The sequence below is a fragment of the Bradyrhizobium sp. MV1.5 genome, from assembly GCF_055807615.1.
Map to the genome: position 1 here is coordinate 61,880 of NZ_JBVVPL010000006.1, position 18,783 is coordinate 80,662.

21 protein-coding genes are annotated in these 18,783 nt (G+C 64.3%); 11 read left to right on the forward strand and 10 right to left on the reverse strand.

Annotated features, from left to right (window positions below):
- Positions 1-22: 22 nt before the first annotated feature.
- Complete coding sequence (locus AC0L2J_RS07905; protein ID WP_473388382.1) at positions 23-586, reverse strand: nitroreductase family protein; 564 nt, start codon at positions 584-586, stop codon at positions 23-25.
- A 148-nt stretch (positions 587-734) separates the two neighbouring features.
- Here AC0L2J_RS07905 and AC0L2J_RS07910 point away from each other — a divergent pair, with 148 nt between their 5' ends.
- Entirely contained in the window at positions 735-1,037 is a 303-nt protein-coding gene (locus AC0L2J_RS07910; RefSeq protein WP_473250957.1) for a type II toxin-antitoxin system HigB family toxin, read from the forward strand.
- A 10-nt stretch (positions 1,038-1,047) separates the two neighbouring features.
- Positions 1,048-1,419 carry a helix-turn-helix domain-containing protein gene (locus AC0L2J_RS07915; protein WP_007611768.1) on the forward strand — a complete coding sequence of 124 codons (372 nt, stop codon included), beginning with the start codon at positions 1,048-1,050 and terminating at the stop codon, positions 1,417-1,419.
- A gap of 6 nt (positions 1,420-1,425) precedes the next feature.
- On the opposite strand, the gene thrS is transcribed toward AC0L2J_RS07915, so the two are convergent.
- Positions 1,426-3,519: a threonine--tRNA ligase gene (gene thrS, locus AC0L2J_RS07920; RefSeq protein WP_473388385.1), complete on the reverse strand. Its 2,094-nt coding sequence runs from the start codon at positions 3,517-3,519 to the stop codon at positions 1,426-1,428.
- A gap of 186 nt (positions 3,520-3,705) precedes the next feature.
- On the opposite strand from thrS, the gene AC0L2J_RS07925 reads away from it, so the two are divergent.
- Entirely contained in the window at positions 3,706-4,878 is a 1,173-nt protein-coding gene (locus AC0L2J_RS07925) for an MFS transporter (RefSeq protein WP_473388387.1), read from the forward strand.
- 92 nt (positions 4,879-4,970) lie between these two features.
- Complete coding sequence (locus tag AC0L2J_RS07930; protein WP_473388389.1) at positions 4,971-5,363, forward strand: hypothetical protein; 393 nt, start codon at positions 4,971-4,973, stop codon at positions 5,361-5,363.
- A 31-nt stretch (positions 5,364-5,394) separates the two neighbouring features.
- On the opposite strand, the gene AC0L2J_RS07935 is transcribed toward AC0L2J_RS07930, so the two are convergent.
- Complete coding sequence (locus AC0L2J_RS07935) at positions 5,395-5,721, reverse strand: GrlR family regulatory protein (protein WP_007611762.1); 327 nt, start codon at positions 5,719-5,721, stop codon at positions 5,395-5,397.
- 167 nt (positions 5,722-5,888) lie between these two features.
- On the reverse strand, positions 5,889-7,235 hold the full coding sequence (locus AC0L2J_RS07940; protein ID WP_473388394.1) for an alpha/beta hydrolase: 1,347 nt from the start codon (positions 7,233-7,235) through the stop codon (positions 5,889-5,891).
- A gap of 329 nt (positions 7,236-7,564) precedes the next feature.
- On the opposite strand from AC0L2J_RS07940, the gene AC0L2J_RS07945 reads away from it, so the two are divergent.
- A complete protein-coding gene (locus tag AC0L2J_RS07945) occupies positions 7,565-8,932 on the forward strand; it encodes an APC family permease (protein WP_473388398.1) in 1,368 nt (455 codons plus the stop codon).
- 2 nt (positions 8,933-8,934) lie between these two features.
- A complete protein-coding gene (locus AC0L2J_RS07950; protein ID WP_473388402.1) occupies positions 8,935-10,149 on the forward strand; it encodes a hypothetical protein in 1,215 nt (404 codons plus the stop codon).
- On the opposite strand, the gene AC0L2J_RS07955 is transcribed toward AC0L2J_RS07950, so the two are convergent.
- Together AC0L2J_RS07955 and yidD are read right to left on the reverse strand one after the other, a co-directional pair.
- Complete coding sequence (locus AC0L2J_RS07955) at positions 10,150-10,362, reverse strand: hypothetical protein (protein WP_473388407.1); 213 nt, start codon at positions 10,360-10,362, stop codon at positions 10,150-10,152.
- A gap of 90 nt (positions 10,363-10,452) precedes the next feature.
- Positions 10,453-10,791 (reverse strand): membrane protein insertion efficiency factor YidD, encoded by a 339-nt coding sequence (yidD, locus tag AC0L2J_RS07960; protein ID WP_063995874.1) that lies wholly within the window; start codon positions 10,789-10,791, stop codon positions 10,453-10,455.
- Between the two features lie 253 nt (positions 10,792-11,044).
- Between yidD and AC0L2J_RS07965 the strand changes: the two genes are divergently transcribed.
- The gene (locus AC0L2J_RS07965; protein WP_473388414.1) at positions 11,045-11,944 is read left to right on the forward strand and encodes a COG3904 family protein; all 900 of its coding nucleotides are present in this window, start codon (positions 11,045-11,047) and stop codon (positions 11,942-11,944) included.
- 58 nt (positions 11,945-12,002) lie between these two features.
- Here the strand turns inward: AC0L2J_RS07965 and AC0L2J_RS07970 are convergent, their stop codons facing one another.
- Positions 12,003-12,458: an iron-sulfur cluster assembly scaffold protein gene (locus tag AC0L2J_RS07970; protein WP_063995876.1), complete on the reverse strand. Its 456-nt coding sequence runs from the start codon at positions 12,456-12,458 to the stop codon at positions 12,003-12,005.
- 231 nt (positions 12,459-12,689) lie between these two features.
- Between AC0L2J_RS07970 and folE the strand changes: the two genes are divergently transcribed.
- From folE to AC0L2J_RS07990, 4 genes are all read left to right on the forward strand, one after another.
- On the forward strand, positions 12,690-13,382 hold the full coding sequence (gene folE / locus AC0L2J_RS07975) for a GTP cyclohydrolase I FolE (protein ID WP_007602630.1): 693 nt from the start codon (positions 12,690-12,692) through the stop codon (positions 13,380-13,382).
- Between the two features lie 27 nt (positions 13,383-13,409).
- The gene (hisI, locus tag AC0L2J_RS07980; protein WP_007611749.1) at positions 13,410-13,832 is read left to right on the forward strand and encodes a phosphoribosyl-AMP cyclohydrolase; all 423 of its coding nucleotides are present in this window, start codon (positions 13,410-13,412) and stop codon (positions 13,830-13,832) included.
- 83 nt (positions 13,833-13,915) lie between these two features.
- Entirely contained in the window at positions 13,916-15,031 is a 1,116-nt protein-coding gene (locus AC0L2J_RS07985; protein ID WP_473388783.1) for a lytic transglycosylase domain-containing protein, read from the forward strand.
- A 206-nt stretch (positions 15,032-15,237) separates the two neighbouring features.
- Positions 15,238-16,413: a DUF2336 domain-containing protein gene (locus AC0L2J_RS07990; protein WP_063995878.1), complete on the forward strand. Its 1,176-nt coding sequence runs from the start codon at positions 15,238-15,240 to the stop codon at positions 16,411-16,413.
- Between the two features lie 111 nt (positions 16,414-16,524).
- On the opposite strand, the gene AC0L2J_RS07995 is transcribed toward AC0L2J_RS07990, so the two are convergent.
- From AC0L2J_RS07995 to AC0L2J_RS08005, 3 genes are all read right to left on the reverse strand, one after another.
- Entirely contained in the window at positions 16,525-17,103 is a 579-nt protein-coding gene (locus AC0L2J_RS07995; protein ID WP_007611746.1) for an Hpt domain-containing protein, read from the reverse strand.
- A 31-nt stretch (positions 17,104-17,134) separates the two neighbouring features.
- Positions 17,135-17,680, reverse strand: a complete 546-nt coding sequence (locus AC0L2J_RS08000) for a response regulator (RefSeq protein WP_007611745.1) — start codon at positions 17,678-17,680, stop codon at positions 17,135-17,137.
- Between the two features lie 88 nt (positions 17,681-17,768).
- Positions 17,769-18,548, reverse strand: a complete 780-nt coding sequence (locus AC0L2J_RS08005; RefSeq protein ID WP_473388424.1) for an NAD kinase — start codon at positions 18,546-18,548, stop codon at positions 17,769-17,771.
- Positions 18,549-18,783 lie beyond the last annotated feature (235 nt).

Consider the following 18,783-nt stretch of genomic DNA (forward strand, 5'->3'; position numbering starts at 1 on the left):
GAAGGCGTCAACACGCCTTCGATTAAAATCGCGTCACGATTTCGGAAAGGACCGGTCGCGGACGGTCCTCGCTCGGCTTGGTCGGCTTGCCGATATGGACGAAGCCGGCGAGCTTCTCGTCCGGCTTGAGGCCGAGGCCATCCAGCGCGTCGCGATCGAACGAGAACCAGCCGGTCAGCCAGCAGGCGCCGTAGCCGAGCGCGGTCGCTGCCGTGACGATGTTCATGACGCTGGCGCCGGCCGACAATTCCTGCTCGAAGGCCGGCACCTTCGGGTGCGGCTTGGTGAAGCTGACGATGCCGATCACCAGCGGCGCATCCATGAGGCGTTTGCGCTCGGTCTCGACATCGGCCGCCGGCGCGCCGGGATTCTTCCGGGCAAACACCTTCGCGATCACCTCGCCGGCGCGCTGGCGCGCATCGCCCTCGAAGATGATGAAGCGCCAGGGCGCGAGCTTGCCATGGTCGGGCACGCGCGCGCCGATGGTGAGGATGGTCTCGAGCTCGGCCGGGGAGGGGCCGGGTCCGGACATCTCGCGCGGCTTGACCGAGCGGCGGGTCTTCAGGAGTTCAATGGCGTCGGGCACGGGGAATTCCTTGTGAGACTTCTGTCCCTGTCGGAGATAGGCCCGGCCGAAGACGATTGGAAGGCATTTTAGAGGGATTATGAGGACCGGGTCCTGCGCCAGTCGGAGAGTTTTGGTCCCAGCTTGGGACTATGCTAAGATGGCTTGGATGAGGATCATAGCGCTGAGCACGGTCAAGGCGCTTCTCAGCCGGAGCGGCGACGTTTCCGATGCCCGCGAGCCCTTGATGGCGTGGTTCCGGCAGGTAAAGCAGACTGACTGGGCAAGGCCCGCAGATGTCAAAAGGGACGTTCGCAGTGCCAGCATCCTCCGGGATGGCCGCGTCGTCTTTAACGTCGCCGGCAACAAATATCGCGTGGTGGTCTGGATCAACTATCCATACCGTGTGGTCTATATCCGCTTTGTCGGGACGGATCGGCAATACGACGTGATCGATGCGCAAACCGTTTAGAAGGTCGATGATGGAAATTGCGCCAATCAAATCCAACCGGGACTATCGCCGCGTTCTCAAGGAGATCGAGACGTTGATGAGCGCACGGCGCAACACGCCCGAGGGCGATCGACTCGATGTACTCGTGACGCTGGTGGAGGCGTGGGAGCGGAAGCACTATCGCCTGGACCTTCCGGACCCCGTGGAGGCGATCAAGTATCATATGGAGCAGAGTGGCTTGCAGCCGAAGGACTTGATCCCGTTTATCGGCAGCCGGAACCGGGTTCACGAAGTGCTCAACGGCCGGCGCGAATTGACGCTCAGCATGATTAGACGGCTGCATGAGGGCCTCGGCATTCCCGCCGAGTCCCTCATCAAAATCCGTCAAGACCGAGCCGCCTGAACGCCGTCAGACCGCGTCGCGCGCCCGCTTCACATCCGGCGGGGTCGCTTCGTCGACGAGGGCGGCGATGGCCTCCACCGTCGTCGTCACCTGCTGACCGTCACTGCCGAGCCGGCGGATCGAGACCGACTGCGTCTCGGCCTCTTTCTTGCCGACCACGAGCAGTGCCGGAATCTTGGCCAGCGAATGCTCGCGGACCTTGTAGTTGATCTTTTCGTTGCGCAGGTCGATCTCGGCCCGAAGTCCCGCACGCCGGACCTGCTCCAGCACCTGCTTGGCATACTCGTCGGCTTCCGACGTGATGGTGGTGACCACCACCTGCACCGGCGACAGCCAGAGCGGGAAGTTGCCGGCATAGTGCTCGATCAGGATGCCGATGAAGCGCTCCATCGAACCGCAGATCGCGCGGTGCACCATCACCGGCGGCTTCTTGCTGCTGTCGTGGTCGATGTAGAACGCACCGAACCGTTCCGGCAGGTTGAAGTCGACCTGCGTGGTGCCGCACTGCCAGTCGCGGCCGATGGCGTCGCGCAGCACATATTCGAACTTCGGCCCGTAGAAGGCGCCTTCGCCCGGATTGATCTCGGTCTTGATGTGATTGTTCTGCGACTGGATCTCGCGCAGCACCGTCGCCATCACCCGCTCGGCGTGATCCCACATCGCGTCGGTGCCGACGCGTTTCTCCGGCCGGGTCGACAGCTTCACGGTGAGATCGCCGGTGAAGCCGAAATCGGCGTAGGTCGACAGGATCAGCTCGTTGATCTTCAGGCACTCGTCGGCGAGCTGATCCTCCATGCAGAAGATGTGCGCGTCGTCCTGGGTGAAGCCGCGCACGCGCATCAATCCATGCATCGCGCCGGACGGCTCGTAGCGATGCACCACGCCGAACTCGGCGAGCCGCAGCGGCAGGTCGCGGTAGCTCTTCAGGCCATGCTTGAAGATCTGCACGTGGCCCGGGCAGTTCATCGGCTTGAGCGCGAACCAGCGCTTGTCCTCGGCCTCCTCGCCGGCCGACTGCGCCGCGAACATGTTCTCGCGGTACCAGCCCCAATGGCCGGAGGTCTCCCACAGCGACTTGTCGAGGATCTGCGGGGCGTTGACCTCGCTGTAGTCGCCGGCCAGGCGCCGGCGCATATAGGCGATCAGCTGCTGGAAGATGGTCCAGCCCTTGGCGTGCCAGAACACGACGCCCGGACCTTCCTCCTGGAAGTGGAAGAGGTCGAGCTCGCGCCCGAGCTTGCGATGGTCGCGCTTTTCCGCTTCCTCGATCTGCTTCAGATAAGCGTCGAGGTCCTCCTGCTTGGCGAAGGCCGTGCCGTAGATGCGGGTCAGCATCGGGTTGTTGCTGTCGCCGCGCCAATAGGCGCCCGCCACCTTCATCAGCTTGAAGGCGTTGCCGACCTTGCCGGTCGAGGTCATGTGCGGGCCGCGGCAGAGATCGAACCAGTCGCCCTGGTAATAGATCTTGATCGGCTCGTTGCCGGGAATGGCGTCGACCAGCTCGACCTTGAACGCCTCGCCCTTGTCGCGGAACACCTGTTTGGTCTTTTCGCGATCCCAAACCTCCTTCGTGAAAGGCTTGTCGCGCGCGATGAGCTCGCGCATCTTTTTCTCGATCGCGGCAAAGTCTTCCGGCGTGAACGGCTCGTTGCGGAAGAAATCGTAATAGAAGCCGTTCTCGATCACGGGGCCGATGGTGACCTGCGTGCCCGGCCACAGCGTCTGCACGGCTTCGGCGAGCACGTGGGCGCAGTCATGGCGGATCAGCTCGAGCGCGCGCGGATCGTCGCGGTTGATCAGCTCGATCCTGGCATCGGCTTCGATGGGATCGTCGAGGTCGGAGACCACGCCGTCGAGCGCCATCGCGACCGTGCGCTTGGCCAGCGATGGCGAAATGCCTTTGGCGAGTTCGAGGCCGGTGATGCTCTTGGCGTATTCGCGCCGGGCGCCGTCCGGGAAGGTGAGCGTGATTTTTTCCGGTGGGGTCACGGGTCTCAAATTGCTGAGGCTGTACTGGAAGCCGGATTCGGATTTGGGCTGTTCGGACTTGGATTGGTCCTTGGACTGGTCCTTGGACGGGTCCTTGGGCTGGTCGGTCATGGCATGTCTCCTGAGGCTCACTCCTGCGAACGAGCGCAGGTAAGCGGGAACGAGCGATATATCAGGCGATTCGGCCTGCGCAATCCGGCATTTCCAAGAAACCGGCGCGCAAAAGCGGGGGCGCTGCACGAACTATTCCGGGCAACGCCCTTTAACTGGACGCAGGGCGGTTCTACATGCGTTTGCATGGAAAATGCACGCGCCGGCCGTTTCGCGCCAACCGCCCTGATGCTCGGCAATCTCGTCACCGGCTGCTCGGTCTTGGCACCGGCGGGTATGCTGCCGGAATTGGCGAGCGGGCTCGACGTCAGCATCCATGCGGCCGCACTCCTGATCACCTTCGGGGCTGTTATCCTGTGCATAGGTTCGCCGCTGACGGCCTGGCTCACCAGCCGGATCGAGCGCCGGACGCTGCTCACCACGACGCTGGCGGTGCTCGCCTTTGGCAACCTCGCTTCGGCCTTTGCGCCCGACTATGCAAGCCTCCTCGTCATCCGCCTGGTGATGCTCGCGGTCGGCGCGCTCTACACGCCGCAGGCCGCCGGCACGGCGGCGTTGATCGTGCCGGTGGAGCGTCGCGGCAGCACGATTGCCTACATTTTTCTCGGCTGGTCGCTCGCTGCCGCCGTCGGCCTGCCGCTGATCACCTTCATCGCCAGCCGCTATGGCTGGCGCGCGGCCTATGGCGGGATCGGCGCGCTCGGTTGCGTCAGCTTGCTGCTGTTGCTGATGCGGCTGCCGGGGGGCTTGAAGGGGACGCCGGTGGATCTCAAGACCTGGGGCGCGGTCGGTCGCAACAGGACCATCCTGCTGCTGCTTGCGATCACGATGTTGCAGATGTCCGGGCAGTTCGTGGTGTTCACCTTCATGGGGCCGCTGCTCAACAAGCTGACCGGCGCAGGGCCCGATGCGATCGGCCTGGTGTTCGCACTCTATGGCGTCTGCGGCTTCCTCGGCGTTGTCATCGCGACCCGCATCGTCGACACCTCTGGACCCTATCGCACCTCGCTGGTCTTCACCTGCCTGCTGCTTGCTGGAATCACGGGCTGGGCGCTCGGCGCCGGCACGCTCGTGTTGATGGCGGGTGCGGTCGCGATCTGGGGCCTCGGCTTTGCCTCGACCAATTCGATGCAGCAGGTGCGGCTGGTCTCGGCCGCACCGTCGTTGGCATCGGCGACCGTCGCACTCAACACCTCCGTCCTCTATATCGGGCAGGCGGTCGGCTCTGCCGTCGGGGGACTGCTGTTCGCCCGCGAGCTCCTGCATACGCTCGGCTTCGTCGCGGTCGGTTTCGTCGTGCTGGCGCTGATCCTGGTGGTCTTGACCCGGCCCCGGCTGGCAACTGCCGCCCCGGCCTGAACGTAAGCGTGTCCGTATGCGCAAGGTGCTTGGCAAACCGCGCGCCGGGAGGCTAGAAGGCCGGTCATGGGGACCAAAGAGGGTTGACTGAAATGAGGATGATTCTGGCGGTTGCCGCGGTGCTCTATTCAGCCTCCGCGTTTGCGCAAGCCGACAAGCCACCACCGATGGTCGGGGACAAGCCGTTGGTGCAGGTCAAGCCCAAAAGCACCAAGGCGGGGACCAAGGAAGCTGCGGCCAAGCCGGCTGCGGCGCCGAAGGGCAAGCCACAATCGATCGCGGCGCGGCTCCAGGCTTGCCTCGACCTCGATGACGGCACCAAGGACCGGCTCAATTGCTACGACGCCGTGATCCCCCCGGCGCCAAAGCCGAAGCCGGCGAAGGCCAAGGGCTACGCGGATTGCCGTTTCTTTAAGGAAGAGGACGAGCGGCTGGCCTGCTTCAATGGGTTTGCCGAGAGCATTCCGAAGCTGCCAAAAACCTGAGGCCAATGGCTAAGGTCTGGAAGCCGGACGGTTAGTCGCTGATCCGGCTCAGCACGGCCCTGAAGGCAACGCCCGGCAGTTGCAGTGCGGTGCCTTCGAATTCCGCCGTGTCGCCATCCTCCCGTCCCGCGAGCGTCAGCGTGATCCGGTCGAGACCGAACAGTGCCTTGAAGCACGGGTCATCATTGTGGCGCTCGGTCGAGATCTTGACCCTGATGCTGTCGCCTTCGCCCGTGCAGGTGCCGATGAATGCGAAAGCGGAATTGCCGCCGCGCATCTTGCCCTCGGTCACATAGACGACGCCACAACCCGTCCCGTGAACCGTGTGGAAGTCGACCTTGTAGAGTCCCTGACGCACTGCCTGTCCCCGCAGAATTCCAAATTCAACTTGGCCGGCAAAGTATGATTGTTGCCAGCGGAAGCAATCCGGTCAGCCTCGGGACCGTCGGCCATCAACATCACTTTTTGATCAAGGCTCGAGAGAATTGCGGGCCGTGCAGCCAGATGCCGACGGGCGCAATATCGCTACCGGCTCGACGCGGATGGATTGGTGGAGGCTACGCGCGTGAGCGCGAGTGATGGAGTCGCCGACATCTTCACCAGGACGTCCTTGAGCGGGTCCCGCGTCCACGCTCGGGTCACATAGTCACGATGGGTGATGCCGTCCCCGGTTTCGACGAACACCACGCTGCCCGGACGCAAGGGGCCGTCCATGTCTTCGGAGACGGTGATGCCCTTCTGCCGCAGGGTGCTCATCAGCTCGCGGTCGCGCCGCGCGGTGTAGCGGGTGTAGGAGCTGACGAAGAAGCCGGAGCGGTGGCTCTCGATCCATGAGGCGAACTTGTCCATTTCGCCGTAGACGGCGTCGAGCAGCACGACGCCGCGGACACGGTCGCTCATGCCGCCGACCTCGAGGCTCCAGGCCGTCGGCAGGAAGCCGCCGCTGTAGCCGACGATCACGATCGGCATATTGGCGAAGGCGCGGGCGCTGTTGGGATCGCCGGTGAGCCGGGCCAGATGGTTCGCAGATTCGTCCAGGAAGCGCTTGAGGCCGCCGGCCTGCCAGAATTTTCCTGCGCTGGAATCGGCAGCGTCAACCGCCATCTGCGGCGCAAGCAGGATGGCGTTGGCGCCGGAATCGGTGATCTGTTGCGGCACCAGCTGGCGGTCGCGCACGTCGCGCTCGAGTGTTGCGCCATTGCCGTGGAAGAACACCACGATCACGCCGGGCTTCCGCACGTCGAAATGTTCGGGCACGTGCATCAGGACGCGGTTATCGTTGTAAGTCTCGTCCTGCCAGAACACGCGCCCGGAATAGCTGCGGTGGCCGCGGCGGTCGCCTTTGGAGATGTTGAGGAACGGCGCGTCGGAGGCGGGGTTGTTGCCGAAATAGGGGAAGGCTGACGACTTCATGCTGACGAGCGTCGTCAGGTCCTCGCGTGGCGGACGCTGGTAGGGGGCCTGCGGCGCGAGCGAAGCGACCTTGTAAGGCGCCTGCTCCGGCTGCTGCTGCACCGCGCGCTTGGGTGAGAAGTCCGACATCTGCCGTTGCAGAAAACCCTCGCTCGCGGATGGGAAGCGCTCCCTGAACTGGGGGGCCGGGAAGCGATCCTCAAACGTGTCGTTGCTTGCGACTTGCTGGTTTGTCTTCGCAACGACCTGAACGTTGGCTTGGGCGTTATTGCCTTGGGCGTTGGCCTGCGAGTTCGCCGCGAGCGCTGCCGGATTGGGCGCCTTGCCGCATTGAACCAAGGTCAGCGACAACGGCACCAAGGCTGAGATCAGAGCGACCCGAAGCGCACGACCGCGTGCGCCGGACGTGGTCCGGTCGGCGCGGATGTCAGCTCTCGGTTTCGGAACGGCCCCGACCATTCACCCATGACCCCAAGTCATGACCACAAGTCCATCGGCAATCATTAAGGCAATTGAGCCGATGGGCGTTTAGGCGACGTTAAGTGTCCGGAGAAACTTCCCCACATCCGGAACGCTCAAAAGGACCACGCAATCGTGTCGTGATTGTGGGGAAGGGAAACGTGGTGTGCCGGTGTTTGGGAGGGTTTATTGGCCCAGACCTCGCATTAATGGTGCTGCAGTACCGATTTGGCCCGCCTCATTTAACCCTTGTTAACCCTGCTTGAATTGACTGGACCGAACTGCACGATGCTTCCCACGAGGCGTGACGCCTGAGGTTGAGGACGGCGATGACGGCATCAGATGCGGGTACTGCACCCTGGACCAGCCGGCTGACCGGAAGCGGGTCGGGGGTCTCCGTTCTGGTCGCAACCGCCATCGTCGTGGCCGACATGATCGGGGTCGGCGTCTTCACCAGCCTCGGCTTCCAGGTCAAGGACATTCCCTCGGGCTTCTCGATCCTCTTGCTGTGGTCCGTCGGCGGCATCGTCGCGCTGTGCGGCGTGTTCTCCTACAGCGAGCTCGGCGCCATGTTTCCGCGCTCGAGCGGCGAATACAATTTCCTTGGCCGCGCCTATCATCCCGCCTTCGGCTTTCTCGCCGGCTGGGTGTCGGCGACGGTTGGTTTTGCAGCACCCGTCGCGCTCGCCGCGATGGCCTTCGGCGAATACGCCAAATCGGTCGTGCCCGGTGTGCCGCCGATCCCGCTTGCCATCGCCGTGGTGTGGCTGGTCTCGCTCGTGCAATTGACCGGCGTCAGGCACTCCTCGACCTTCCAATTGATCTCGACCATTCTGAAGGTCGTGCTGATCGTCGCCTTTCTGGTCGCCGGCTTCGTCGTCGGCGTGCCGCAGCCGATCGCCTTCACGCCGCAGGCGGGCGATCTCGCGCATATCGTCAGCGCGCCTTTCGCGATCGGGCTCGTATTCGTGATGTATTCGTTCTCGGGCTGGAATGCCGCAACCTACATCATCGGCGAGATGAACATGCCGCAGCGGGACCTGCCGCGTGCGCTGCTCGCGGGCACGCTGATCGTGCTCGTGCTGTACGTCGCGCTGAATGCGGTGTTTCTCCATTCGACGCCGGTCGGCGCGCTCGCGGGTCAGCTCGACGTCGCCAGCGTCGCCGGCAGCGCGATCTTCGGCAATCTCGGCGGCCGGATCGTCGGCGCGATGATCTGTTTCGGCCTGATCTCCTCGATCAGCGCGATGATGTGGATCGGCCCGCGCGTGATGATGACGATGGGGGAGGATCTTCCGGCGCTGCGCGTGTTCTCGCAGAGATCGGTGCGCGGCGCGCCGGCCTATGCCATCCTGTTTCAGCTCGCCGTCGCCAATCTGCTGCTGTTCACCCGCAGTTTCGAGGCCGTGCTCGACTTCATCCAGTTCGCGCTCTTGTTCTGCTCGTTCTTCACGGTCGCCGGCGTCATCAAGCTGCGCATCACGGATCCCGATTTGCCGCGGCCCTATCGCGCCTGGGGATACCCGTTCACGCCGCTCGTTTTCCTGCTCGTGACCGCCTTCATGATGTACTATTTGTTGACCGAGCGGCTCGTGCAATCGCTGTCGGGGATGCTCGTCATGCTCTCGGGCCTTTTGATTTATGCTGTTTTCCGCAGGCGGCCGGTCGCCGCTGGCACTTCATCACATCGCGAATAGACATGTTTCGACCCATGAGAATTGCGGCCGTCGCTTTCGCCTTGCTGGCTGCGGCCGTCTCGTCCGCACGTGCCGCCGAGGCAACCTTCGATGACACCGCGCGCTTCCTCGCGGGCATGCAGCCTTCTGCGAATTCGCCGCTGGCGCCGCTCACAAAGGACCCGGGCTGGCAACGCCACGCAAGATTCTTCGACGGCGCGTTCGCCCAGCTTGAGGAGCGCCAGCTCTCGAAGATCCGCAACTGGGCCGACGTCAATCTGGCCGCGCCCAGGCCGACCATGTTTTATTTGTTCAGCGGCCCCGATTTCCTCTACGCCAACGCCTTCTATCCCAAGGCCAGCACTTACGTGCTCGGCGCGCTGGAGCCGGTCGGTGCGGTGGCGGACCTGACGCGACTGCCGCGCGGTTCGGTCGGCGCCGCGCTCTACAATGTCGAGCGCTCGCTCGGCTCGATCCTGAGTTTTTCCTTCTTCATCACCAAGCAAATGAAGGTCGAGCTGCACACCAACCAGGTCAACGGCACCTTGCCGATCCTCTACGTCTTCCTCGTCCGCTCCGGCAAGACCATCCGCAATGTCGAGATGGTCGCACTCGACGACAAAGGCGGCGTGCATGTCGGCAACGACAATCCCGGACCGAACGCGACGCGCGGCGCCCGCATCACCTTCGCCGGCCCCGACGGCGAGGCGCGCACGCTGTATTATTTCTCGACCGATCTTTCCAATTCAGGTGCACGCGCAGCCGGCTTCCTGAAGTTCTGCGAGACGCTCGGCCCCGGCAACAGCCTGATCAAGAGTGCGTCTTATCTGCTGCACTCCGGCAATTTCACCGTGGCGCGCGACTGGTTGCTCGCCAACAGCGCGACCATCGTCCAGGACGATTCCGGCATTCCGCTTTCGAACTACAATTCGCGGCAATGGCGCTTCTTCCCGTTCGGCCGCTATCTCGGACCCATCAGCGAATTTCCCGGCCGCTACCAGGAACGTTACGCGGCGCTGTTCACGCGCGCCCAGCCGATCGATTTCGGCGTCGGCTACCGCTGGCGTACGCACGAATCGAACCTGCTGCTGGCGGTGAAGGTGCCGGGAAGCGAGACGGCGCCCGGCGCGGAGACCACCTCGTCCGCCGAGCCGTCGCCGAAACCGCCGCGTCCGAAGCGGCCACGTCCGCCCGAGCCGGTCCCGCCGCCACCCGGGCGCTTTTTCTGGTCCCGTTGATTACCAGTGCACGCTCTGGCTCGGCACGATGAACGCCGTCGTACTGGGCGGCGTGGCCGTGCTCGCCGCCAGATACCAGCCGGAGCCGACGACGAGCACCAGCAGGCCGATGATGGCGAGCATGTCGAGGGTTCTGGGATCGTGGCCTCGCGAACCACCCCGCGAATCCGGTCCAGACCTGACGTGAAAATGAGGGCTGATTTTCCAGCGCATTGTTTTTCCTCCCGTGGGAGCAGCAAATCAACGGGAGGAAAGAGTTTCGGTTCCACTCAAGGTCGCGACGCGTGAGGCGCCGCGTCGTGCTCAGGATGCGTTGACGCCGCGCCAGCGGCCGTAGCGCCAGGGCGAGTACCAGCGCGCACCCTGTGGCGCGGTGAGGGGCACGTTGTCGATGCCCGAGGTGCCGAAGGGGTTGCAACGGAGCAGGCGCGCGAGCGTCATCCAGCCGCCGGCCCACAGCCCGAACCGTTCGATCGCCTCATCGCCATAGGCGGAGCAGGTCGGCAGGTGCCGGCAATTGTAGCCAACCAGCGGCGAGAGCGTGTGGCGGTAGAGCCAGATCAGCGCGCGGCCGAATCTGCGCGGAAGCCGGAGCGCGCCCGCGACGGAATTGGAACAGTGCTCGCAGGCTGATTGCTTCATGGGCGCTTTGCCTAGATCGTGCGCGACGTTTTGCGCGGTTCCGGCGCAGGGAACTATAAGCTGTTGTTTGTACGTCATATTTTGCATGCTTTTTGGGAGCAGTGCAGCAAGTGCCTATGGACGAGCTGTATTCCCCCGGATACCATTTTTGTGACGTTCATGTGAGACTCATTGGAACGTCAGAACGGGGCTTGGCTGAGTCGGCTCGCCGTGGGGCTTGGGCTAAGGCTTGGGACTTGGGGAAGGGACCAGTTTGAAACTTCTGAAGTCGCTCAAACTTCGCGGCTGGTTGCTGGTGGGAACCGCTGCTTGTGGAGTCGTGCTGGCTGGCGCCGTCGCGACGCTCGGGTCGTCAGCCCGGGCCGGTGCTGCCCTCGAAGAGCGCAAGCTGCCGATGAAGTTCGGCTGGGTCGCCTGCGAGCCGAATTGCCGCGGCTGGGTCAGTGCGGTCGGCATCATCACCGCCGATACGCCTAGAGACTTCGAAGAGTTTTCCCGCGGACGCCAGCTCGGCGGCGCCACCGTGGTGCTCGATTCCAGTGGCGGTTCCGTCAACGACGCGATCACGCTCGGCCGGCGCTTTCGCAATCTCGGACTTTTGACCACGGTCGGTATCAGCGTTCAGAGCCGCGGCGGGCAGACGGTTCGTCCGGCGGTCGCGCCTGAGGCTTATTGCGAATCCATGTGCGTGTTCCTGCTGCTGGCGGGCAAGAAGCGCTACGTGCCGGAAGATGCCCATGTGCGGGTCCACCAGATCTGGATGGGCGATCGCGCCGACGATGCCAAGGCCGCGAGCTACAGCGCACAGGACCTGATGATCGTGGAGCGCGATATCGGCCGGCTCGCCAAATACACGTTCGACATGGGCGGTGCCGGCGATCTGCTGTCGCTCGCGCTCAGCGTCCCGCCGTGGGAAGATCTGCACGAGCTCGATGCAGGCGAGCTCAAGCTCACCAATCTCGTGACGACGAATCTCGCGGCCGACGTGCTGCCGCATGTCGACATCTCCGCGCCGGCAATGGCGGAGCTTGCACCGAAGAGCCAGGCCAGGTTCGGTGCGGAACCGGAGCAGTCTGCAAAGTCGACCAAGACGGCGGAAGCCCTGGTTCCGACGGGCGGCGTGGCCACGCCGGTTGCGGCGTCGCAGAAGTAAGCCTCGAAATCTGATCCCATTTGCGGGCCGAGCGACGAGCCCGGATCAGCCTCCGTAATCAGCCTTGCGCCGCAGCCGGCTGCTTCGCCTTCGCCTCGATCTGGCCGATTGCATCGACCACGGCATCGAAGGTCAGGAGCGTCGAGGCGTGGCGTGCCTTGTAGTCGCGGACCGGCTCGAGGAACTTGATCTCTGCCCATTTGCCTTCAGGAGGCGCGCCGTTCTCCTTCAGCATCTTGCGAACAGTTTCGCGTAACTCACGGAGTTCGCTCGCAGTCGATCCGACGATCTGACTTGCCATGATGGATGAAGAAGCCTGTCCCAGCGCGCACGCCTTCACGTCGTGGGCGAAGTCGGTGACCTTGTCACCCTCCATCTTGAGGTCGATCTTGACGGTCGAGCCGCACAGCTTGGAGTGGGCGGTAGCGGTGGCATCGGGATCCGGCAACCGTCCGAGCCGCGGAATATTCCCGGCCAGTTCGATGATCCGCTTGTTATAAATGTCGTTCAGCATGTGATGGAGTCCAGCAGGATCGGCCTTGGCGTGCGCCGTCCACGGCCTTATATAGGGTCGGAACTGGCGGAAAAACAGCCCGGCGCTGCAGCACTGGTGTGATCCAGGACCCTGTTGCCGACGTTATAATTTGCAGACCTTTTCGCCGAAACTGTTCTCTCAGGCGTCCGGCGGTCCGCCGCCCCGTCTGCCGGTGACACTCCGGCCGCAAGGCCGTCGAACGGAGTCGACATGGACGCTACCATCAAATCCATCCGCCCCAACAAGCCCTCCGATCGGCAGCCCGAGAGCCGTCCGGCGGAGCTCGATCCTTCCGAATTCCTCGCAGCCGCCGTCCGCGCCGACCAGCCGCGCCCGGCGCGCGCCGAGGCCGAGCAGGCGGTGAAGACACTGCTCGCCTATATCGGCGAGAACACCAACCGCGAGGGCTTGCTCGACACGCCGCGCCGCGTGGTCGAGGCTTTCGACGAACTCTATCAGGGCTACCACCAATGCCCGGCCGAGGTGCTCGATCGCACCTTCGGCGAGACCGCCGGCTATGATGATTTCGTCCTTGTGCGCGACATCGAGTTCACCTCGCAATGCGAGCATCACATGATGCCGTTCTACGGCAAGGCGCACATCGCCTATACGCCGGTGGAACGCGTGGTCGGCCTGTCGAAGCTTGCGCGCCTCACCGACATCTTCGCTCGCCGGCTCCAGACCCAGGAGCACATGACCGCGCAGATCGCGGCGGCGATCGACGAGATCCTCAAGCCGCGCGGCGTTGCCGTGCTGATCGAGGCCGAGCATACCTGCATGTCGGTGCGCGGCGTCGCCAAGCATGGCGCCTCCACCTTCACCAGCCGCTTCACCGGCATGTTCCGCGATAATCCGGCGGAGCAGGCTCGTTTTCTGTCCCTGGTGCGAGGCCTGCAGCGCTGACCTCGCGAACAGACCGGCGAGGGCGTTGTGTCCGCTCACTCCCATGAAACCGAGGAAGGTCTCGCCTTCCTTCCCAGGTTCGACGCGGCCGGCCTCGTGACGGTCATCGCGACGGACGTTGCCACCGGCGACGTGCTGATGGTCGCGCACATGAATGACGAGGCGCTGCGCAAGACCATCGCGACCGGCGAGGCCTGGTACTTCAGCCGCTCGCGCAATGCCTTGTGGCGAAAAGGTGAGACCTCAGGTCAGACTCAGCGCGTGGTCGAGATCCGCACCGATTGCGATCAGGATGCGGTCTGGATCCGCGTCGAGCAGATCGGCGCGGCGTGTCACACCGGCCGCCGCTCCTGCTTCTACCGCAAGGTCGAGGCCGACGACGGCGGCGCCAGGCTCGTCTTTGTCGATGCGGACAGGCTGTTCGATCCGGACGCGGTGTACAAGAAATAGTCCTTCCGTCCTGCGGAGGTGCCGGCCCGAATTAACCCCGCATTAACCATGCCTGTCCCACGGTGAGACGACAGGGCGCCGAATTGCCGGCGCCGCTCAACGCCGCACGGGCCGGGCACTTCATCATGTCGGTCGACAATTCCAGTGTCTCACAGCCGGCGGTTCTCGATCCGTCGCGGGCACGCGTCGCCGGCGCGATCAATCAGGTCTCCAACCGGACCGGCGTCAGCTTCCAATACATGCTGACCACCGCCAAGATGGAATCGGATTTCGATCCCACGGCGGGGGCGACTACGTCATCCGCACACGGGCTCTACCAGTTCATCGACCAGACCTGGCTCGGCACCGTGAAGGAAGCCGGCACCCAGCTCGGCTATGGCAACTATTCCGATGCCATCACCAGGACGTCGTCGGGCACCTACACCGTCGATGATCCCGCAATGAAGCGGTCGATCATGAAGCTGCGCGACGATCCGGAGGCCGCCTCCAGCATGGCGGCTGCGCTGACGCAGTCGAACAGCTTCAAGCTCACCGGCCTGCTCGGCCGCAGGCCGTCCGACAGCGAACTCTACATGGCGCATTTCATGGGCGTCGGCGGCGCCGCGAAACTGATCGCCAATGCCGAGGACAATCCGCAAGCGGTCGGCGCGCGGTTGTTTCCTAACGCTGCGTCCGCCAATCGCTCGATCTTCTACGCCAGGGACGGCCGCGCGCGCAGCGTTTCCGAGGTCTATTCGGTGCTGGATGCACGCTACGCCAGCGCGGCAAATTCGAAAACCACCCGCAGCGCGATGGCGATGTATGGCGGCACGCCGTCGACCACGCAGGTCGCGAGCGCCAACGGCGTACAGCCTGCCGCGCCGCTGATCGACAATGCCGCGTATCTCCAGACCTTTCCGAACACACGCGCGGTGACGCCGGTCAGCGCGACGGCGCCAATGACGGTCGCGGACAATGCACCGATCACGCCGGTGTTTCGCTCGATTTATCAGCCCGGCGACACTACTCAGCCGGTCTCGACGACCGTGCAGAAATTGTGGGGCAACAATGCCTCGCTCACCACGGTCGCACCCGCGACCACGGTCGCACCCGCGACCACGGTCGCACCAGCGACCTCGGCCGCATCGGCGACGCCCGACGTCCGGCCGCCCCAGCCTCTTGATCTCTTCAGCGATCGCAGCGGCACGTTCTCAAGCTAATTCGCGTGCCCGTGTCTCGGATACGTCGCAGCGTGAACGCTGCGCGCAGGTCCCGGCGCGTGCAACAGGCCGCCTTTGTTCCCTTAACAAAACGTCAATAAAACCAGCCAGTTATGGTGAACGCTTTGTTAAGCGTCGTGGTTTATTTTGTGTTGCAGGTGACAAGCCGTCACCGCTTCGTCTTCGTTGCGTAAGCCGGAAGCACCATGATCGTTCGGCAGTTCATCAATTGGATCAGGACGGCGCCCGCTGGCGAGCGGGCCGAGGCAACGCGGGCGCTGGCCCGGGCCTGGCTGATCTCAGACCTTTCCCATGACGACCGTATTGCCGCCGAAGGCGCGCTTCTGATGCTGCTCGACGATCCCTCGCCGCTGGTGCGGCAGGCGATGGCCGAGGCGTTTGCGCGCAGTACCGAGGCGCCGGCGTCGATCGTGCGGGCGCTGTCGGCGGACCAGCCGACCGTCGCGTTGCCCGTGCTCGAACATTCTCCGCTGCTGATCGACGCCGATCTGGTCGACATCGTCGCGACCGGCAACGACGAGGTGCAGTGCGCGGTCGCCCGCCGCATCGCGCTGCCGGTATCGGTCTGCGCCGCCATTGCCGAAGTCGGCTGCGCGGCTGCAGCGCTCGAGCTGATCGAAAATCCTCATGCCGAGCTTGCGCCGTTCTCCTGGGATCGCATCGTCGAACGTCACGGCCATCTCGCCGCGATCCGCGAGGCGATGCTGGTGCTGGAGGATCTGCCGTCCGCAACGCGCGCCGCGCTGGTGGCAAAACTCTCGGAGACGCTGGCTCAATTCGTCGTGGCCCGGAACTGGCTGACTGCCGACCGCGCCGAGCGCATCGCGACCGAGGCGCGCGACCGCTCCACCATGAACATCGCGGCGCGCTCCCGCGGCGAAGACATGGAAGGTCTTGTTCGGCACCTGCGCATCACCGGCCAGCTCACCGCGGGTCTCATTCTGCGCGCGCTGCTGTCGAGCAATCTCGACCTGTTCGATGCGGCGCTGGCTGAGCTTGCCGAGCTGCCGCAGGCGCGCGTGTCCGCGCTGCTGCACGATCGCGGCGGCAACAGCCTGCACGCGCTGCTTCGCCGCGCCGGGCTTCCCGAGGCGACGTTTGCAGCCTTCCAGGTCGCGCTCGATGCCTGCCACGAGCAGGGCTTCGTCGACAGCGACGACAATGCGGCGCGGCTGCGCCGCCGCATGGTCGAGCGCGTGCTCACCCATTGCGAGACCGATCGCGGCGCGACCGAGCCGCTGATGGTCCTGCTGCGCCGTTTCGCCACCGAATCCGCGCGCGAAGAGGCAAGGCTGTTCTGCGACGAGCTGGTGGCGGAGGAGGCGGTTGATCCGGTCTACGACGATCTGATTGCGGCGTAGTTCAAGGCCGACCCCACACTCCGTCATTGCGAGCGCAGCGAAGCAATCCAGAATCCCACCGCGGGGACAGTCTGGATGCTTCGCTGCGCTCGCAATGACGACAGGAAAGAGCTACCCGGCCGGCGCGATGCTCGGCGCCAAGATCACCTCGAGATGCTCTGGTCGATCGCGGTTGGCGTCGGCGAGATAATCGTCGGCGACCTTGCGCAGGCGCCGGCTGAGCTCGGCGGAGACGCTGATGGTGTCGAGCTTGGTGTTCTCGTGCACGATGGCGAGGATGGCGTTGATGTGGTGCGTGAACAGCTCGGCCGGCACCTTTTCGAGATCGGGCGCGTGCTCGATGACGCGGCACAGGCTCTCGGCTACGCCCGCCGCCGCCGGATAGCCGAAAGTCGCGGCATCGCCCTTGATGTCGTGCGCGGCGCGAAACAACTCGTCGCGCCTGTCCTTGGTGAAGCCGTCGTGCCGGATGGCGACGTAGGCCGCCGACAGCCGGTTGATCTCGGTCGCCATCCAGTCCTTGAACTCGCCGGCGAGGCCCGCGAGCGCCTGTTCGGCGCGGCCGACCGGATCGTCCATGTCCTTCTCTTCGACGCGGCGCAGGACCGCCCGCAGCGGGTTGGGCTGCGTGATGATTTGATGCGTGGCGAAGGCCGTGATCTCGATGTCTCTTGCGCTGTTCTTCGCCATGATATCGGCCTCGATCGTGAGAGACGTTGCGCTAGATGGAGGAGCGGGCCTTGTCGAGCAGCGAGGGCTGCTGCAGCACCTCGTGCTTTTCGCCGACGCGGCGCTCGGGGCCCATATAGGCGGAGTTGATGTTGCGGCGCCGGTCCGGGCCGAAATAGGTCTTGGTCTTGATGAAGGGGCGGGGACTGGCGACCACGTTGAGGATGCGCTGGTAGAGCCCCTTGGCCGAGATAGGCTTGGCCAGGAATTCGGTGACGCCGGCATCGCGCGCCACCGTGACGCGGCGCTTCTCGGAATGGCCGGTCAGCATGATGATCGGCGCGTAAGGATTGCCCTTGGATTCCGGCTGCCGGATCATCTGCGCCAGCTCGAGTCCGTCGAAGATCGGCATGGCCCAGTCTGTGATGACGATGTCGGGCACGTAATGGCTGTACATTTCCAGCGCCGTGGCGCCGTCCTCGGCCTCGTAGACTTCGCGCGCGCCAAAGGAATGCAGCAGCGTCCGCAGGATGCGGCGCATGTGCGGATTGTCGTCGCAGACGAGGAAACGCAGCTTGTTGAAATCGATGCGGAACATGGAGCCCGGGCCGGAGCGGTCAACTTTCGTTAACCATATCTCGCCGGGGGTTAATGAAGGGTTGCGATCGGCAGTCCGGCGAGGCGGCTCAGGAGCCGAACTGCTCGCGCAGAATGCGCTCTTCCAGGCTGTGACCGGGGTCGAACAGCATGCGCATCGAGATGGTCTTGTCGGACAGCACCTCGACGCGGCGAACATCGCGCACCTCGTCGTGGTCGGCGACCGCCGCCACGGGGCGTTTGTCGCCCTCCAGCACCTCAATCACGACATAAGCCGTGTTCGGCAGCAGCGCGCCGCGCCAGCGTCGTGGACGGAAGGCGCTGATCGGCGTTAGCGCGAGGAGCGCGGCGTTGATCGGCAGGATCGGTCCCTGGGCGGACAGATTGTAGGCGGTCGAGCCGGCCGGCGTTGCCACCATGATGCCGTCGGCGATCAGCTCGGACATGCGCTCGCGCTCGTCGATCAGGATCCGCAGGCGCGCGGCCTGGTAGGTCTGCCGGAACAGGGCGACCTCGTTGATGGCGTGATGCAGGTGGACGCGGTCGTTGGCGTCGGTCGCGCGCATCAGGAGGGGGTGGATTTCGGATTCCTGCGCTGCCTCGAGACGGGCTCGAAGATCGACGGTCGAGTACTCGTTCATCAGGAAGCCGACGGTGCCGCGGTGCATGCCGTAGATCGGCTTGCCCGTATGCATGTGCTGATGCAGCGTCTGGAGCATGAGACCGTCGCCGCCGAGTGCGACCACGATGTCGGCCTCCTTCGGATCGCAATTGCCGAATTCGCTGGTGAGCTGGCCGAAGGCGGCTTGCGCCTCGCTGCTCGGGCTGGCGACGAAGGCGATCCGGTCGTATCGCACTGGCTTGGTCATGGCTTCCGGGCAGGGCCGCTGGCTGGAGAAAGTTCCGCCGGGCTCGTCTAACGATGTCGACCTCGATTGTCGAGGATGACCGCCCTTCAAACGAGACCGGCAACTGCCCATTCCGATTTGAGGACGAAACCGGCTCGATTTGTGCCCAACCGGGCTCTTCGGGCACCACCGGAGCCATGATCCCCCAAACCGTCGCAATTCCGCGCTAGCCTTACAGTCCGCGCCGGTGGTCGTC

Bases quoted from the DNA above. Each gene is read 5' to 3' on its own strand.
- AC0L2J_RS07970 (WP_063995876.1), bottom strand. From the start codon at position 12,458: ATGCTGAACGACATTTATAACAAGCGGATCATCGAACTGGCCGGGAAT.
- AC0L2J_RS07990 (WP_063995878.1), top strand. From the start codon at position 15,238: ATGATCGTTCGGCAGTTCATCAATTGGATCAGGACGGCGCCCGCTGGC.
- AC0L2J_RS07930 (WP_473388389.1), top strand. From the start codon at position 4,971: ATGAGGATGATTCTGGCGGTTGCCGCGGTGCTCTATTCAGCCTCCGCG.
- AC0L2J_RS07915 (WP_007611768.1), top strand. From the start codon at position 1,048: ATGGAAATTGCGCCAATCAAATCCAACCGGGACTATCGCCGCGTTCTC.
- AC0L2J_RS07955 (WP_473388407.1), bottom strand. From the start codon at position 10,362: ATGCGCTGGAAAATCAGCCCTCATTTTCACGTCAGGTCTGGACCGGAT.
- AC0L2J_RS07995 (WP_007611746.1), bottom strand. From the start codon at position 17,103: ATGGCGAAGAACAGCGCAAGAGACATCGAGATCACGGCCTTCGCCACG.
- AC0L2J_RS08005 (WP_473388424.1), bottom strand. From the start codon at position 18,548: ATGACCAAGCCAGTGCGATACGACCGGATCGCCTTCGTCGCCAGCCCG.
- AC0L2J_RS08000 (WP_007611745.1), bottom strand. From the start codon at position 17,680: ATGTTCCGCATCGATTTCAACAAGCTGCGTTTCCTCGTCTGCGACGAC.
- folE (WP_007602630.1), top strand. From the start codon at position 12,690: ATGGACGCTACCATCAAATCCATCCGCCCCAACAAGCCCTCCGATCGG.
- AC0L2J_RS07950 (WP_473388402.1), top strand. From the start codon at position 8,935: ATGTTTCGACCCATGAGAATTGCGGCCGTCGCTTTCGCCTTGCTGGCT.
- yidD (WP_063995874.1), bottom strand. From the start codon at position 10,791: ATGAAGCAATCAGCCTGCGAGCACTGTTCCAATTCCGTCGCGGGCGCG.
- thrS (WP_473388385.1), bottom strand. From the start codon at position 3,519: ATGACCGACCAGCCCAAGGACCCGTCCAAGGACCAGTCCAAGGACCAA.
- AC0L2J_RS07945 (WP_473388398.1), top strand. From the start codon at position 7,565: ATGACGGCATCAGATGCGGGTACTGCACCCTGGACCAGCCGGCTGACC.
- AC0L2J_RS07925 (WP_473388387.1), top strand. From the start codon at position 3,706: ATGGAAAATGCACGCGCCGGCCGTTTCGCGCCAACCGCCCTGATGCTC.
- AC0L2J_RS07910 (WP_473250957.1), top strand. From the start codon at position 735: ATGAGGATCATAGCGCTGAGCACGGTCAAGGCGCTTCTCAGCCGGAGC.
- AC0L2J_RS07940 (WP_473388394.1), bottom strand. From the start codon at position 7,235: ATGGTCGGGGCCGTTCCGAAACCGAGAGCTGACATCCGCGCCGACCGG.